Origin of the sequence: Microbacterium rhizophilum (assembly GCF_039605615.1) — a bacterium.
Taxonomy (GTDB): Bacteria; Actinomycetota; Actinomycetes; order Actinomycetales; family Microbacteriaceae; genus Microbacterium; species Microbacterium rhizophilus.
Genome location: NZ_JBCNUN010000002.1, coordinates 155,041 through 168,505, shown reverse-complemented (window position 1 = coordinate 168,505; position 13,465 = coordinate 155,041). Strand labels below are relative to the sequence as shown.

13 protein-coding genes are annotated in these 13,465 nt (G+C 72.3%); all 13 read right to left on the bottom strand.

What is annotated here, in order from left to right:
* Nucleotides 1-66: 66 nt before the first annotated feature.
* On the bottom strand, nt 67-600 hold the full coding sequence (locus AAD528_RS04765) for a single-stranded DNA-binding protein (RefSeq protein WP_345750909.1): 534 nt from the start codon (nt 598-600) through the stop codon (nt 67-69).
* 90 nt (nt 601-690) lie between these two features.
* The gene (locus AAD528_RS04760) at nt 691-2,451 is read right to left on the bottom strand and encodes a type IV secretory system conjugative DNA transfer family protein (RefSeq protein WP_345750908.1); all 1,761 of its coding nucleotides are present in this window, start codon (nt 2,449-2,451) and stop codon (nt 691-693) included.
* 65 nt (nt 2,452-2,516) lie between these two features.
* Nucleotides 2,517-2,978 carry a hypothetical protein gene (locus AAD528_RS04755; RefSeq protein WP_345750907.1) on the bottom strand — a complete coding sequence of 154 codons (462 nt, stop codon included), beginning with the start codon at nt 2,976-2,978 and terminating at the stop codon, nt 2,517-2,519.
* A 38-nt stretch (nt 2,979-3,016) separates the two neighbouring features.
* The gene (locus AAD528_RS04750) at nt 3,017-4,519 is read right to left on the bottom strand and encodes a putative type IV secretion/conjugal transfer ATPase (RefSeq protein ID WP_345750906.1); all 1,503 of its coding nucleotides are present in this window, start codon (nt 4,517-4,519) and stop codon (nt 3,017-3,019) included.
* 11 nt (nt 4,520-4,530) lie between these two features.
* Entirely contained in the window at nt 4,531-5,982 is a 1,452-nt protein-coding gene (locus AAD528_RS04745) for an SCO6880 family protein (protein WP_345750905.1), read from the bottom strand.
* 120 nt (nt 5,983-6,102) lie between these two features.
* Complete coding sequence (locus tag AAD528_RS04740; protein WP_345750904.1) at nt 6,103-7,656, bottom strand: conjugal transfer protein TrbL; 1,554 nt, start codon at nt 7,654-7,656, stop codon at nt 6,103-6,105.
* 15 nt (nt 7,657-7,671) lie between these two features.
* Nucleotides 7,672-7,944: a DUF6112 family protein gene (locus AAD528_RS04735; RefSeq protein WP_345751251.1), complete on the bottom strand. Its 273-nt coding sequence runs from the start codon at nt 7,942-7,944 to the stop codon at nt 7,672-7,674.
* 123 nt (nt 7,945-8,067) lie between these two features.
* Entirely contained in the window at nt 8,068-8,376 is a 309-nt protein-coding gene (locus AAD528_RS04730) for a DUF6112 family protein (RefSeq protein WP_345750903.1), read from the bottom strand.
* Between the two features lie 56 nt (nt 8,377-8,432).
* Nucleotides 8,433-9,605, bottom strand: coding sequence for a M23 family metallopeptidase (locus AAD528_RS04725; RefSeq protein ID WP_345750902.1), 1,173 nt, complete (start codon nt 9,603-9,605; stop codon nt 8,433-8,435).
* A 9-nt stretch (nt 9,606-9,614) separates the two neighbouring features.
* Nucleotides 9,615-10,301, bottom strand: a complete 687-nt coding sequence (locus AAD528_RS04720; protein ID WP_345750901.1) for a hypothetical protein — start codon at nt 10,299-10,301, stop codon at nt 9,615-9,617.
* Between the two features lie 60 nt (nt 10,302-10,361).
* Nucleotides 10,362-11,246: a bifunctional DNA primase/polymerase gene (locus tag AAD528_RS04715; RefSeq protein WP_345750900.1), complete on the bottom strand. Its 885-nt coding sequence runs from the start codon at nt 11,244-11,246 to the stop codon at nt 10,362-10,364.
* The gene (locus AAD528_RS04710; protein ID WP_345750899.1) at nt 11,243-12,295 is read right to left on the bottom strand and encodes a ParB/RepB/Spo0J family partition protein; all 1,053 of its coding nucleotides are present in this window, start codon (nt 12,293-12,295) and stop codon (nt 11,243-11,245) included. Before AAD528_RS04710 ends, AAD528_RS04715 begins: the two co-directional genes overlap by 4 nt.
* Nucleotides 12,292-13,032 (bottom strand): hypothetical protein, encoded by a 741-nt coding sequence (locus AAD528_RS04705; protein ID WP_345750898.1) that lies wholly within the window; start codon nt 13,030-13,032, stop codon nt 12,292-12,294. The genes AAD528_RS04710 and AAD528_RS04705 overlap by 4 nt, the downstream gene beginning before the upstream one ends.
* Nucleotides 13,033-13,465 lie beyond the last annotated feature (433 nt).

Here is a 13,465-nt window from a genome sequence, read left to right as displayed (position 1 = left end):
GTGCGCGGTCCCACGGGTGAACGGGGGGAGTCGAGCGGGCCGGGCGTGTCCGGCCACCGCCAGCGGTCAGCGGGCCGCGGCCTCCGCGGCGGCGGGCTCGGCTGGGGCCACGGGTGCGGGCGCGCCGAGCTGCTGGGCGCGCTCGCTGGTGCGCGCCGCGGAAGGCTCCTCCTGCTGCGCGGCCTGGTGCTCGGCGGGCTGACGGCCTGCCGCTTCACGGTCGGCGCCTTCCCGCTCGGCAGCGGGGCGCCGATCGACGGTGTACGTCGTGGTGTTCGGGTCGTGACCGATCCGGCGGGCGAGGAACTGCTCGTCCGTGCGGGACTGCCCGTCGACCGGCCGCGTGTACTCGCGGACCTCGCCCTGGGCGAGGAACTCGTCGCCCTTGGAGAACCGCTCGTAGGACAGCTCCGCGGCCCGTCCGAACTGGATCAGGTCGTGATACGTGTTCGCCAGCCGCTTGAACTGGCCCTCGCCGGTGCGCTCGAAGTGCTTGATGCCGACGCGCGCGTAGAAGCGGGCCTGCCCGTCCTGCGTGTAGCTCAGGCGAGGGTCATCGGAGATGAACCCGGTGATCGCCTGGGATGTTCTGATAGCCACGGCTACCTCCTTCAATGGTGTTGTCGAGGACGACCACCGGCCGCCTCCGCGCAACAGGTGCGCGCGCCGTGCCAGACGGGGCGGCAGGGGTCAGGACCCGGCACGCAGCAGTGCCTCGATGTCCCGCCGGCCGGCAGTGAGCTGGTCGGACTCTGGGCGCTTGGGCCACGGCCGCAGATCGGTGATGATCGGCCGGGCGGTGCGCAGCAGCACGACGCCAAGCCCGAACGGCATCGTGCGCAGGATGTCCGGCGGCAGCACCGGCACGCGGCGGATCGAGCGTTGCGAGGAGCGGGAGCCGTGGTCGCCGATGGTCACCGAGTCGGTGATCTCGTCGCGGTCGCCGATGAGCGTGGAGAGGTCTTGCAGGTCGCGGGAGTTGGAGGCACCGCCGAGGATGATCTTCACGATCGACGAGTCCCAGATCGCCGCGGCGGCGTTGTCGCCCCATTTCTCGCGCGCCTGCGCGAGCGACTGGAGCACCGGCAGCGGTGTGATGCCGGTGCCGCCGCCTTCGGCCATCAGCGTCGGCAGGCTCGGCAGAGGAGCCAGGTTCCCGATCTCGTCGAGTGCGAGCAGCAGCGGCGGGTCCAGACGCGTCCCCGGGGAGCGTGCGGCCATCTTCCGGGCGACCTCGACGAGATCCTCGATGAAGGCGGCGACCAGCGACGCGGACGCGCCCGCTCCCGCGCCGGTGGCGAGGAGATAGAGGGTGCCGTTGTCGGTGAGGAACCGTTCCGGGTCGAACTCCTCGCCGGGACGCGGGCTGACGGCGTCGAGAACGCGCGGGTCGGCGAGGGCGGAGAACGCCAGGGACACGCCCTGCCAGATGCTGTCGCGGGTGCGCGGGTCGGATTGCAGCATCGACTCCAGCGACTCCGCCCACCCTTCGGCGGCGTCCGGGCTGGACTGCAGGATCCGCACGGCGTCGCCGGCGGAGGTGGGGCTCAGCGCCCAGCTGTAGAGGGAGGCGGCGTCGCGATGATCCAGCGCGGCCGCGTGCAGCAGCCCCTGGATCGCGGCGCTGGTCTTGCCCTGCCAGAAGTCGCCGCCGCTGACCGAGCCGAAGCTGGTCGCGCTGGACAGCCCGGCGGCGCGGATCATCGCCGTCAGAGGGTCCTCGCAGCCGCGCACCGGAGACCACCGCAGCCCCGCGGGAAGCCCTGGCGCGATGCGCTGCGGGTCGAACACCGCCACCGGGCCGCGCTTCTGGCGCGCCCGGAGGGTGACGGTGAGATTGTCCGGGCGGGTGGAGGTCGTCACGACCGCGCCGGGGGCATCCAGGATGCTGTTCACGACGATGTGCAGACCCTTGCCGGAGCGGGGCGGGCCGATCAGCAGGATCGAGTCCTCGACCGTCGCCCACACCTGCCTGCCCCGTGAGGTGCCCAGCAGGTAGCCGACGTCACCGGGTTCCGCGGCGGTCAGCGATGGGCGGAAGGTGCCCGCACGCTTCAGCAGTGCGCGGGGCGAGGCAACGGTGGCGATCTCCGACCCGGTCGCCGCTCCCTGAAGCTGCCGGGGATCGATCCGGCCGCGACCCCGTGTCACGAACCGCCACACTGCGGCGACGGCGGCGCCGGCCACCGCGAGCAGCAGCACGACGATCACCCAGTAGACGATCGGGTTCAGGCCCGGCGCAGCCAGCGGCGTGCCGGGGTCCAGCGGGGAGGTGAGCACGCCGATCCCGGCGGTGAGATCCCCGCCCGGCTGCTCATGTCCGGTCAGGAACGCAGTGATGCTGCCGGCGACGCGCAGCAGCAGTCCGAGCACCGCGACGGCGACCAGGCCGCCGAGGGCGATGTTGACGAAGACGTCGTTGGCGGGGTGTGGGGACGCGGGAGTGGACATGGCTGCTCCGGGTGCTCGAGGGCGGGCTCGGTGGAGCAGGTGGGCGCGCGCGGCCCACAGGCCTGTCAGTCGATGGCGCCGATGATCGTGGTGCCCGACGTGCTGCCGAACACGATCACGTCGCGCCGGGCTCGTCGGTCGCGGCGGCTGCGGGCCCGCGCATCCGTCGACAGCGTGAGATGCCCGTCCGCGTCCGCGTGCTCGACGCGGTCGACGACGGCGATCAGGATCTCCTCGCCCGCCACGAAGCCCTGGTACGTGACCGCGAAGCCGTTCCCGCCCTGCCGCGGTTCCGAGGCCGTGTCTCCGGTGGTCGGCGGCGGCTCGAGGATGTCGGCGTAGGACACGCCGTTCGCCTCACGGACCTCCACGCGCACCGGCCCGTCGAACGCCGAGGCGATCCGGGTCAGCGCCGCCCCGAGCTCGGCCCTCGTCACCGGCTCGGGTTCCGGCGCACCGTGGACCAGGAGAACGAATCGGTGCTCTCCGGATGCCACGGCGATGACGTGCGGGAGTACGATGGGCACGTTGATGCGCGGCGGCCGCGAGGCCGGATGCCTGCCCGTCATGTCGACGCTCCCGGCAGCCCCCCACGTGCCCGCGTCCCTGTCTCGTACAGGGCGAGTTCCGCGGGGTGGAGTTGATGCTGAATGACGAAACTGCGGTCCTTGATCCTCCACAGCCCCTGGCCGGTGCCGAGCGTGGGCAGCAGCTTCCGTTCGGTGCCCGTCAGGCCGAGCGCCGCGGCGGCGCTGGTGAGCTGGTCGGGTTCTTGCCGGTAGATGATCCTGGTCTCGGCGTTCGCGAGGAGGCTGCGGGCGAGGGCGCGCATCGCGGAGCCCTGATCGCCCACGTTCTCCAGATCCGAGAGCTTGTGGAACACGAGCAGGTTCGCGATGCCGTAGTGACGCGCCAACCGCCACTGCGCGTCCATCCGGCGCAGCAGCGCAGGGTGGGACATGAGGCGCCAGGCCTCGTCGTAGACGACCCACCGCTGCCCGCCTGCCGGGTCGAGCAGCGCGGATTCCATCCACGCGCTCGAGCAGCTCATGAGCACGGACAGCAGGGTCGTGTTCTCGGCGACGCGGGACAGATCCAGGGAGATCATCGGCAACGACGGGTCGAACGTCACCGTGCTCAGCCCGTCGAAGAGCCCCGCGAGGTCCCCGGCGACGAGCCGCCGCAGTGCATGTCCGACCATCCGCCCGTCCTCGGTGAGGCGTCCGTCGCGGTCGTCTGCGCGGTCCGGGGTGAGGATGCGGTCGACGACCATCGGCAGGATCGGCACGTCCGCGGCGGCGACCGCGGCCCGCAGGGCGACGTCGATCGCCGTGTGCTCCAGCGGAGTCAGCGGACGGGTCAGCACGGTCTCGGTGAGGGCGCCGACGAGGTCACGGCGGCGGGCGGCGACGGAGGCCGCCCAGTCGGCGTCGGAGTCCCCGGAGGGCCGGTGGCCTTCGTCGAGCGGGTTCAGGCGGGTGCGCAGCCCATGGCCGAGGACGATCGCCCGGCCGCCGACCGCCCGCGCGATCTCGGTGTGCTCGCCCTTGGGGTCCCCCGGGACGTAGACCCGCCTGCCGAAGGCGATGCTGCGCACGTACAGCGACTTCGCCAGCGCCGACTTCCCGGCCCCCACGATCCCGGCCAAGATCATGTTCGGCGCCGTGATGAGCCCCTGCGAGTAGAGGTGCCACGGGTCGTAGGTGAACGACCCGCCCGAGTACATGTCCTGCCCGATGAACATCGAGGCTGGCCCGAGCCCGCCCTCGGCGAGGAACGGGTAGCCGCCGCCGAGCATCGCGCTGGTGTCCTGATGCGCCGGCAACCGCAGCCGCCGCCACGACCGCAGCGCGGCGGGGCCTGGTTCGCCGCCGGGCGGCAGGTAGATGGTGGCGCGCTGCTCGGCCCGCTCCGCTTCGGCGCGGTCCCGCGCGGCATCTCGGCGTTGCCGGGCGTCGTTCGCGTAGAGCGCGGCGGCGGCCTTCTGCCGTGCCCGCCGGTGCTTGCGGCGTCCTGTGCCGGGATCGACCAGCACGCTCGAGTACAGCTTCTTGCTCTGCTCGTCCATGCCGGGCCGCTTCAGATTCCCCGGCACAGCGGCAGGGCGGCGGCGACGAAGCTCTGCGCTTGCTGGCCGACCAGCCGCCGCGTCTCGCAGGACGCCTGGATGGCGGCCTGCTCGATCTCCGACACGGCCGCCTCCAAGGCGTCGGGTGTGTCTGCGGAGATGGCGACGAGCCCGGTGTAGCGCAGCACGCCGTGCCCGCTGGTCAGCTCGGATTCCTGCTGGAGGATGTCGGCGTACTCGGCGCTCGCCTGAGCGTCCTCGATCTGACCGATCTTCTGCCGTTGCGCGGCGTCGGAGACGTACTCGGTGCGCTTCTTGCGGATGTCGCGGGCGGCCTGGTCCGAGCGCACCGGGTCGCACAGCAGCGTGAACGCCCGCCGGATCCCGGAGCTCAGCAGGATCGGCGAGAGGAACCCGGGGTAGACGAGCGAGCGGGGCCATTCGCTGATCCACAGCACCGCGTGCCAGGCGGAGTCCGAGCGCAGGTTGCTCCAGGTCTCCGTCACGGCGACCGGGCCGGCGGTGGCGAGGTCTCGGCCGATGTCTCCGGAGCGTTCCAGGGTGGCGGCGATCTGCGGGTCGTAGGCGCTGCGCAGCATCACGGCGAGCTGCCCGGCGGTGTACCAGTCGCCGGGCTTGAGCTCCGCGGTGCGCAGCGCGGTCGTCAGCGTCGCCATCTCCTGACGCAGCACGTGCGCGGCCCCGCGGATGCCTCCTCCGGCGGAGCGGATCGGCCGGGCGGCGGCCTTCATGTCCAGCGACAGCGACACCGTCGAGACGTGCCGTTCCCCGGTGGGGCCGGCGCGGTCGATCAGCTCGGCGTAGGTCTGCGCGACCCAGGAGCCGTCCTGCACGCCGTGCTCTTGCCACCACTGCTGCAGCCCGGTGCCGGAGTCGGGGAGGGTGCGTTCGAGGACTTGGAGGCGGGCGATCCGCCCCGACCGGCACACGGTGGACAGCACCCGCGCCCAGCTCGTCACCCGGCGCTCCTGCTCGGCGGGGTCGAGCAGGATGAACGAGGGATGCTCCACCCCGACCAGCGCGGTCAGGGTCTGCGCGTGCGGGTCGTGGATCATCACCGCCCCGGTCTCGACGTCCTCGAACTGCCGCAGCGCGGCCGCATCCCCGGGCAGCGCGAGCGTTCCCGCGGGGCGGGGCTTGGTGACGCGGGTGCGGAAGGCGAGCTGCCCGGCATAGACCCGGACGATCCAGTGGGCTGCGAGCGGCACCCAGTCGACGGCCGGGCGGCCGCCGATGGGCACCAAGGTGACCGCGACCGCGGGAGCCCAGATCACGCCCGCCCAGGCCAGCAGCATCCCGCCGCCGGCGTACAGGGCGCCGACGAAGGTGAGGATCGCGGTGCCCAGTGACACCAGCTGCGCCACTGACAGGGCCAGTAGCACGCCTCGGCGTGCGAGCCGGGAGAACTTCACCGGGCTCAGATCGAACGTCTCGGATGCCATCAGCACTCATCTCCTGCCCTCGTGGAATCAGCAGGCGACAGGTGCGCGACGGGAACCTCGGGCACGACGATGGCGGGGAACCGGCCTGTGAGGGCGCGGTTCCCCGCCATCGTGTGCGGGTCAGGTCTTCGGTTTCGGATCCGGTGGAGGCGGCGCCGGCTGTTGCGGAGGCGGTGCCGCGGGCGGAGCCTGTCGTGGGCTGCGACGCGACGTCGGCGCGTCCGCTGGTGTCGTCGGCGCGGTCTGTGCGGGCGGGGTCGGGCTCGCGGGTGCTCCGGAGGCGGGCGGCTTCGGCTCCGGAGGGGTCGGCCGTGACGCCGGGGGTTGCTTCCCCGAGTTCGGGGTCGATCCGTTGCCCGTCTGCTGCGCTGAGGTGCTGGCCTGTTCTGCGGCCGACCCGACGGCGGCGCCGGCTTTCGGGCCTGCTTCGGCTGCGCTCTTGACGGCGTCGGCCGCTCCCTTGATCGCCGCAGCCCCTGCGACGGCGGCGATGCCGACCGGCCCGGCCGCGGCTCCTGCGCCCGCGGCGGCCCCGCCACCGGCGGCGGCCCCGGTTCCCGCAGCGGTCCCGCCGGATGCCGCCGCGCCGCCACCGGCCGCGGCCGCTGTTCCGCCGCCTCCTGCGGGCGGGGGTGGGGGTGGAGGAGGCGGCGAGCCGCCACCGCTCTGCGGCGGTGCACCGGAGGAGTCGGCGCCGTCGAGCACCTTCTTCGCGGAGTCCATGCGGGGCGCGGAGGGCATCGGCACCGGCGCGTTCATCGCCGACTTCGCTTCCTGTTCCGAGGACATCGCGTGGTACATGTCGTAGCCCATGAACGACACGAGTTTGTACGCCAGGTACGGTGCGAACGAGGCCACCATGAGCAGCACGATCCCCGCGACCGGTTCGCTGATCGAGGCGAGGTCGAAGTCCATCGGCGCCGACAGCTGCGCGGTGGCGACGAGGAAGATCACCACCACGACGAGCTTGGACACCGCCAGGGCGACGACGAACGAGGCCCACTTCGTGAACCAGCCGCGCGTGACCTCCCATGCCGAACCGGACAGCGCGATCGGGGCGAGGACGATCGCGACCAGGAGCAGCGCCTTGCGGATCAGCAGGGAGAACCAGATCAGCGCGGTCGCGGCGATCATCAGCCCGGCGAGGAAGATCACGATGATGGCCGCGGCGCCCGGGCTGGTGATCGTCAAGGTGCCCAGCAGGGCGCCGAGCCCGAGGGCGAGCACGGCGAGCCGGTCGCCCATTTCTGCCATCGTGGTTCCGGTGGCCTGCACGATCCCGACGGTGAGCTGGTCGACGACCTCGAGCAGCAGCGCGGCGCCGGTGATGACGAGGAAGGATCCGAGCACGGCCCGGGCCAGCCCCAGCGCGGCCTTCTGCAGGGAGGCGGGGTCGCGGCGGATCATGCCGGTGATCAGCTGCAGGCAGAAGAACAGCAGCATCAGCAGGATCGCGACGCCGAACAGCACGTTGTAGACGGCCAGGAACTCGGGTCGGGTGACGTCGACGAGGGTGGTGGTGTCGAACAGCCACCACACGCCCTCGAACAGCCAGCTCGCCGCGGAGCCCATCGCCTGGGCGACCATGTCGAACCAGCCGGCCATGAAGTTGACCGCTCCCTCGCCGACGGTGTCGCAGACGGCGGAGATGACGGGAATGTCGCAGACAGCCATGAGCTCTCGCCGGCCTCAGACCGTCTGTCCGACGTTCCAGAAGAAGGTGATCAAGGTCACCGCCGCGCCCGTGAGGATCGCCGCGCCGCAGGAGACCAGCACGCCCAGCTTTCCCCGGCTCGCCAGGTGGGGGTTGGAGGAATTGGCGCCGAAACCCCACACCACCGCGGCGGCGATCAGCGCGAGCACGGAGAGGATGAGACCGATCGTCATCACCGCGCCGACGATCGTGCGCAGCGCGGCGATGCCCGGCAACCCGGAGTCGTTCGGGGTGATGTCGATGTCCATCGGCACGGCCGCGGGCAGGGAGAGGGCGAGGTCGAGAACGATCACGGGATGCTCCTGAAGGGTTGCGGTTCTCCCGCACGTGGCGGGCTTCCCCGCTCAGGTGCGCGCTGCCGGCCCGCGGGGTCAGAGCCCTCCGCCGACGTCCATCAGGAAGTTCGCCCACGCCAGCCCGGCGCCGGCGAGCCCGGCGGAGCCGACCGCGATCCACACCCCGATGCGGGCGCGCGTGGCGGCCTGGTAGTTCCCGGCGCTGGAGGCGAGTGCCCAGGCGATCGCGCACACCACGACCATCAGCACCGCGACGATCAGCACGAGCGTCAGCAGGGCGCCGACGACGTCGGCGAGCGTGCCGCCATCGCCTACCGCGCCAAAGTCCGGGAACACGTCCGTCCGAAGGATTCCGGTGCGGTGGATCGGCGAGGGCTGCGGCATGGGGGTGCTCCGTTCGGCGAGAGGTCACCGCATCAGGTGCGGCGGTGCTGCCGCGCTCACGCGGCCAGACACAGGCCAGCCGCCGGGCCGGGGTCCTCGACCTGGTCGGCGCCCTGCTCGCCGAGCCACGGCATCGGATCGATCGCCGCATCGGCGGCGGCGCCGGGGCGTACCTCGAAGTGCAGGTGAGGGCCGGTGCTGTGCCCGCTGGAGCCGACCTGCCCGATCGGCTGCCCCGCGGTGACCACCTGACCGCTGGTGACGTTGATGCCGTCGGCGTACATGTGCAGGTAGACGGTGGTGAGCTTCTGCCCGTCGACCGTGTGTTCGATCGTGATCGTCCCGGTCGATCCGTTCATTCCCGCGAAGCGGACGACGCCGTCCGCGGCGGCGACGATCGTCGTCCCGGCGGGTGCGGCGAAGTCGGATCCGGCGTGGAAGCGCGGCTCGCCCGTGATCGGGTCGGTCCGCGGCCCGAAGCTGCTGGTGTAGGACCAGGTGCCCTCGGGCAGGGGGAAGACGACGTGAGACGTCTCGGGCACTTCGCCGGCCCCGCTGCCGGAGGTCGGAGCGTCGCCGGCGCTGGTGGTGAGCGCGGCGAGGATCGCCCGCGCGACCGGCTCGTAGTTCGCGTAGCGGTCGGGGAACGCGCTCACTTCGACCGCTTGCGCGGCGGCGCCCAGCGGCAGCGACTCCCAGCCGGGGATGTCGAGCAGCCCGCGCGGGCTGCCGCGGTTCGGTCCGGTCGGGCCGCCGAAGAACGCCGCCGCCTGGTAGTCCGGGTCCATGAGGTCCGCGACCGTGCCCCACCCGGCGGCGGGCCGCATCTGGAAGATTCCCAGCGAGTCGTGGTCCCCGCCGTCGCCGTCGTTGGGGAACGTCGCCGACTCCGGGTAGGTGCCGGTGTTGGCGAGCATCCGCAGGCTCGACTCGGTGAGCCCGGCCATCAGCGCGATCAGCAGCCCGTCCCGGGTGACGCCCTCGGTCTCCATCCCGACCAGCAGCACCGTGCGGGCATGCGTGAGCTGGGTGCGGTTGAGCGTGACGGTGGCGCCGTTCGCGGTCGTCGCGGTCAGCGAGTCGGGCACCTCCCCGACCAGCCCCGCGTTCGGGGCGAGGCAGTAGCTCTGCGTCGTGAGGCTGACCATCCCGCCCATGCCGACCAGGACGGTGGAGGGGCCCAGCAGCAGGACGGCGACGGCGAGGCCGGCGAGTGTCTTCTTCAGCACGACGGTTCCTCAGCGCAGTGGGTTGTCGAGCGCGGAGAGCCTCAGCAGCCGGCACCGGTCGAAGGCGGGCTCGCAGGCGATGAACAGGGTGAACGCGACCGGGTGCTCGCTGTGGGCGGGCTGGTCCAGCCAGACCCCGTCGCGCACCCGGGTCGCGTCCACGGTGACCGCGATGGTCCCCGGCAGCAGGTCGTCACCGGCGTCGGCGAGGATGCCCGGCCATGATTCGGGCACGGCGGCCGTGACGTCGGCCAGGTGCTGCGCGGTGCCGTACTCGCGCAGCTGCTGCCACACCTCGGCCGTGGGCAGGTATCTGCGTAGGTCGGCGGCGAGCCCGGATGCCTCGTAGCCGGTCGGGTCGGCCTCGGCCAGCAGCACGCCCAGGTACTCGTCCCGCGAGTGCCCGGCGAGCGTGTCCCAGGTGAACAGCGCGTCCGCGACCAGTCGTGCGTACCGCACCGGATCGCTGGTGCGCGGCAGTCCCGGCAGGGTCTCCGGCTCGCCCGGAGTGCGCGAGCCGGTCGGCGACGGCGCCGATGTCGCGCTCGGCGGTGCTGTGGGGCTCGGCGCGGAGGTGCGCGGGCCGACGATGAGGCCGTACACGCCGATGGCCGCGAGCGTGGTCGTGACGACGCCCGCGGCGATGAGGGTGATCAGGATGCGTCGTCGGCGGGGGGAGGGCTGCTCAGCGGTCACGGCGGCGGGCCTTTCATGCGGCGGATGTGTCGCCGGGAAGGTGTGGGCGCCCCGCCACCGCTACCTAGCGATGCCGGTGCCCCGATCCCCGGGGCCTGCCGCGGCGCCGGTCAGCGCCGAGCCGTGGCCGACGGTGCGATACGCGGACTGGAGTGTGCGATCGATCTCGCGGTCCCCGAGCCCGGCCGTCGCGGCCGCCGGGCCGAGGGCGCCGAGCGCGTCGGGCAGGGCGACGCCGTGCTCTGCCAGGCGGCAGCCGGCCCAGAACAGGGCGTGGTTCCGGTTGCCTTCTGGCTGACGGGTCAGCCAGGTCGAGATCCGGTCGATGTCGATCCCGCCGATCACGGCATCCGTGGGCCGGGTCCGCGCAAGCGTGGGCGGACGCAGGAACTCGCGCACGCGCTCACCGTCGATCGGATGTCCCGACTGTCGCAGCGCGCCCAGCGTGTACCGGCGGGAGCCGGAATCGTCGGTCAGCGTGGAAGGCGGCACGAGGATGTAGCCGCCCGCGGCGCGGAAGTCGACGTGCTGGCGTGCCAGCGACCACGACGTTCCACCGGCCTGCGCGGGGTAGTACAGGTGCAGGCCGTGGTTCGGCGTGCGTACGGCGGCGATCCATCCGTCGAGGAGACCGGCTCGGTCTGCTGCGGCCACCGCGGTGAATCCGGAGCCGCTGCTGCGTTCGTCGATGTCGACGACGTCGAGGGTGGTGCCGGTGGCGAGGCCGATGTTCGCGCGGGGCCAGCGCCGCCACCATCTGGCGACCCGGCGGGCATCGGTTGTCGCGTTCTGGAAGCCGTGTGTGGTCAGCGGCTGCTTCTCGCCGGGCACGCACGGGAAGACGGGATGCCCCGCCGACGCCCACGCCGCCGCGGCGGCCGGAAGCGGGAGCCGCCGCGTGGCGCGGAGCAGCACGCCGATCGCGTCGGGGCTCGGAGCTGTCATGCGTGCGCGGCGTGACGCGCTGCGTGGGCGGCGTCGAGGAAGGCCGCCGCGCCTTCCAGATGGGAGCTGATGAGGTCCCATTCGGTGTCGGTGGCGTAGCGGCCGATCACGTCGGGGTCCTGCCCGGCCCACCAGCCCGGCTCCCGGGAGACGAGCATCGCCGCGCGCTCGCATGCGAACCGCTCCCGCACACCGAGGCCGGTGTCCGCGTCCGACAGCTCCTCGAGCGGGGTGTCCAGCAGCGCGGCGATCCGTGTTGTGCCGCGCGCGGCTTCGCGGGCACGCTCCGCGCGGTGCGGGATGCCCCGCAGCGTCTGCGCCTGCGCGGCCGCTGCCTGACGCACCATTTGCGGGCGGTCGGCGTCGTCGGCGATCCGTTCCAGCCACAGCTGCGCGGCGAGGTTCTTCACGTCCAGGTACCGGCCGTGCACCTTCCGGTCCGCGTCGACGCCGATCACGGCGGCGGCCGCTGCCTCCCGCACCCGCGGATCCTGCTCGTCGTCGGCGGCGAGACGCTGCAGTTCGAGGATTTCCTCCATCTGCTGCGAGGAGTCCCGACCGGTGACCGCCTCCGCTGCCTGCACGCGCGATTTCCGACGGTGCGGTGGTTGGGATTCCCCACCACCGTCTCCCGCGTCCGTGATGTCGGTCCCGGCAGTGGCGCCGAAGCGCGTCGCGCGCTGCTTGCGGGCGTTCTCCTCCGCCAGCAGTCCCTTCAGCTCCGCGTACAGGGCGGCTTGCTCGGTCGGGGTGAGGTTCTTCTGCAGCGTGTTCTCGTCCTTGATCGCCAGCAGCGTGCGCAGCTCGTCGGAGACGCCCGCGGCGATCCACACGGGCACGCGCGTCTCGCCGAGCTCGCGCATCACCGCCAGGCGGCGCCGTCCGGAGATGAGGACGTAGTCGATGCTGATGGTGACCGGGGTGAGCAGGCCGAGTCGCTCGATCGAGTCCCGCAGCTTCCGCAGGTCGCCCAGCTCGGAGCGGTACAGGTGCGGGTCGGCGATCTGATCGATCGGGTGCTCGAGGACGAGGTGGCCGCGGCTGCTCATCGCCGGCTCCGTTCCGCGGCCCGGCGCGACGTCGCCGCGAGCGCGGCGTCGAGCTGCAGCTCCTGCACGTCCGCGCCGAGCGCGACGCGGGCGAGCACCCCGTACCGGGCCCGGTCACGCGCACGCGGGTTGCCGAGAAGCACGCGAAGCAGGCCTGACCAGGCGCGCGAGCTCAGGCCGAGCCGCAGCTGGATCGCCGCGTCCTTGCGCAGAACGTCCAGCGCCGACTCCGGCGACGACAGCGAGGACAGCCGGTCGATGACGTAGGTGACCGCCGGCTCGACCAGCCGCGGCGACCAGCCCGTCATCACCAGGAACCGGCTTGCCGCCTGGACCAGTCCCGACCCGGTGCGTTCCTCTCGCTCCCGGGCGCTCTCGGCGTCGCCGACGACGAGGACGCCGTAGAAGAACTCCTCGTACTCTCCCGATCGGATCGGCGCGAACTCCGGTCGCATCGAGGGGCGGCGGGCTTTGTCGGGCGAGGTCATCAGTCGTTCGCCGTGCACCTCGCCGGCCAGTCCCAGTTCGACGGCGCGCGTCACGATCGCCCACGGGTCACGGGCGCGGGCCGTCCCCGGTGCCCGCAGGGCTTTGAAGGCGTCGTACATCACGTCGCCCGGTTCGCGGTGCCACGCGCGCGCCAGGGGTGCGTACTTCTCGACGATGAACGCCAGCAATGGCGTCACCACCGGGGTGGTCCGCCATGCCTGCTCGCTGCCGGCGGCCAGTTCGATCAAGATGTGGCGGAGCCCGTCGCTGGTCGTGAAGTCGACGTGCTCCGCGGGATACTGCTCGGATGGAACCGAGTCCAACATGTGTGTCATGGGCGACTCCCTCGCGTCTGTGGACGATCAGGTGCGTCGCCGCGCCCCACGACTCCGTTTCCGGAGAACGAGTCAACGCCGAATGCGGGTCGCCTGTGCTTCGCGGGTAGAGGTCGGCCGGTGCGATTCCGGGCGGGCGAAGAGGGTTGGGATGATCCTGTGGGCGGACGGACTCGGCCGTGATGTAGCGCAGCGATGCGCAGCACTCATGGGCTCGCCTCACCGTCCGCGGGATCTACCGCCGCGCGCCGCGCCCTGCCGCGCGCGCGGCCGCGGAGTGTGCGTTCGGGGCTGGTGCTCCTTGGACTCGACGGCCGCCATGTTCACCTGTGACACGTCCGGCACG

Coding starts and splice junctions, on each gene's coding strand:
- AAD528_RS04760 (WP_345750908.1), bottom strand. CDS start 2,451: ATGTCCACTCCCGCGTCCCCACACCCCGCCAACGACGTCTTCGTCAAC.
- AAD528_RS04750 (WP_345750906.1), bottom strand. CDS start 4,519: ATGGACGAGCAGAGCAAGAAGCTGTACTCGAGCGTGCTGGTCGATCCC.
- AAD528_RS04745 (WP_345750905.1), bottom strand. CDS start 5,982: ATGGCATCCGAGACGTTCGATCTGAGCCCGGTGAAGTTCTCCCGGCTC.
- AAD528_RS04740 (WP_345750904.1), bottom strand. CDS start 7,656: ATGGCTGTCTGCGACATTCCCGTCATCTCCGCCGTCTGCGACACCGTC.
- AAD528_RS04735 (WP_345751251.1), bottom strand. CDS start 7,944: ATGGACATCGACATCACCCCGAACGACTCCGGGTTGCCGGGCATCGCC.
- AAD528_RS04730 (WP_345750903.1), bottom strand. CDS start 8,376: ATGCCGCAGCCCTCGCCGATCCACCGCACCGGAATCCTTCGGACGGAC.
- AAD528_RS04715 (WP_345750900.1), bottom strand. CDS start 11,246: ATGACAGCTCCGAGCCCCGACGCGATCGGCGTGCTGCTCCGCGCCACG.
- AAD528_RS04710 (WP_345750899.1), bottom strand. CDS start 12,295: ATGAGCAGCCGCGGCCACCTCGTCCTCGAGCACCCGATCGATCAGATC.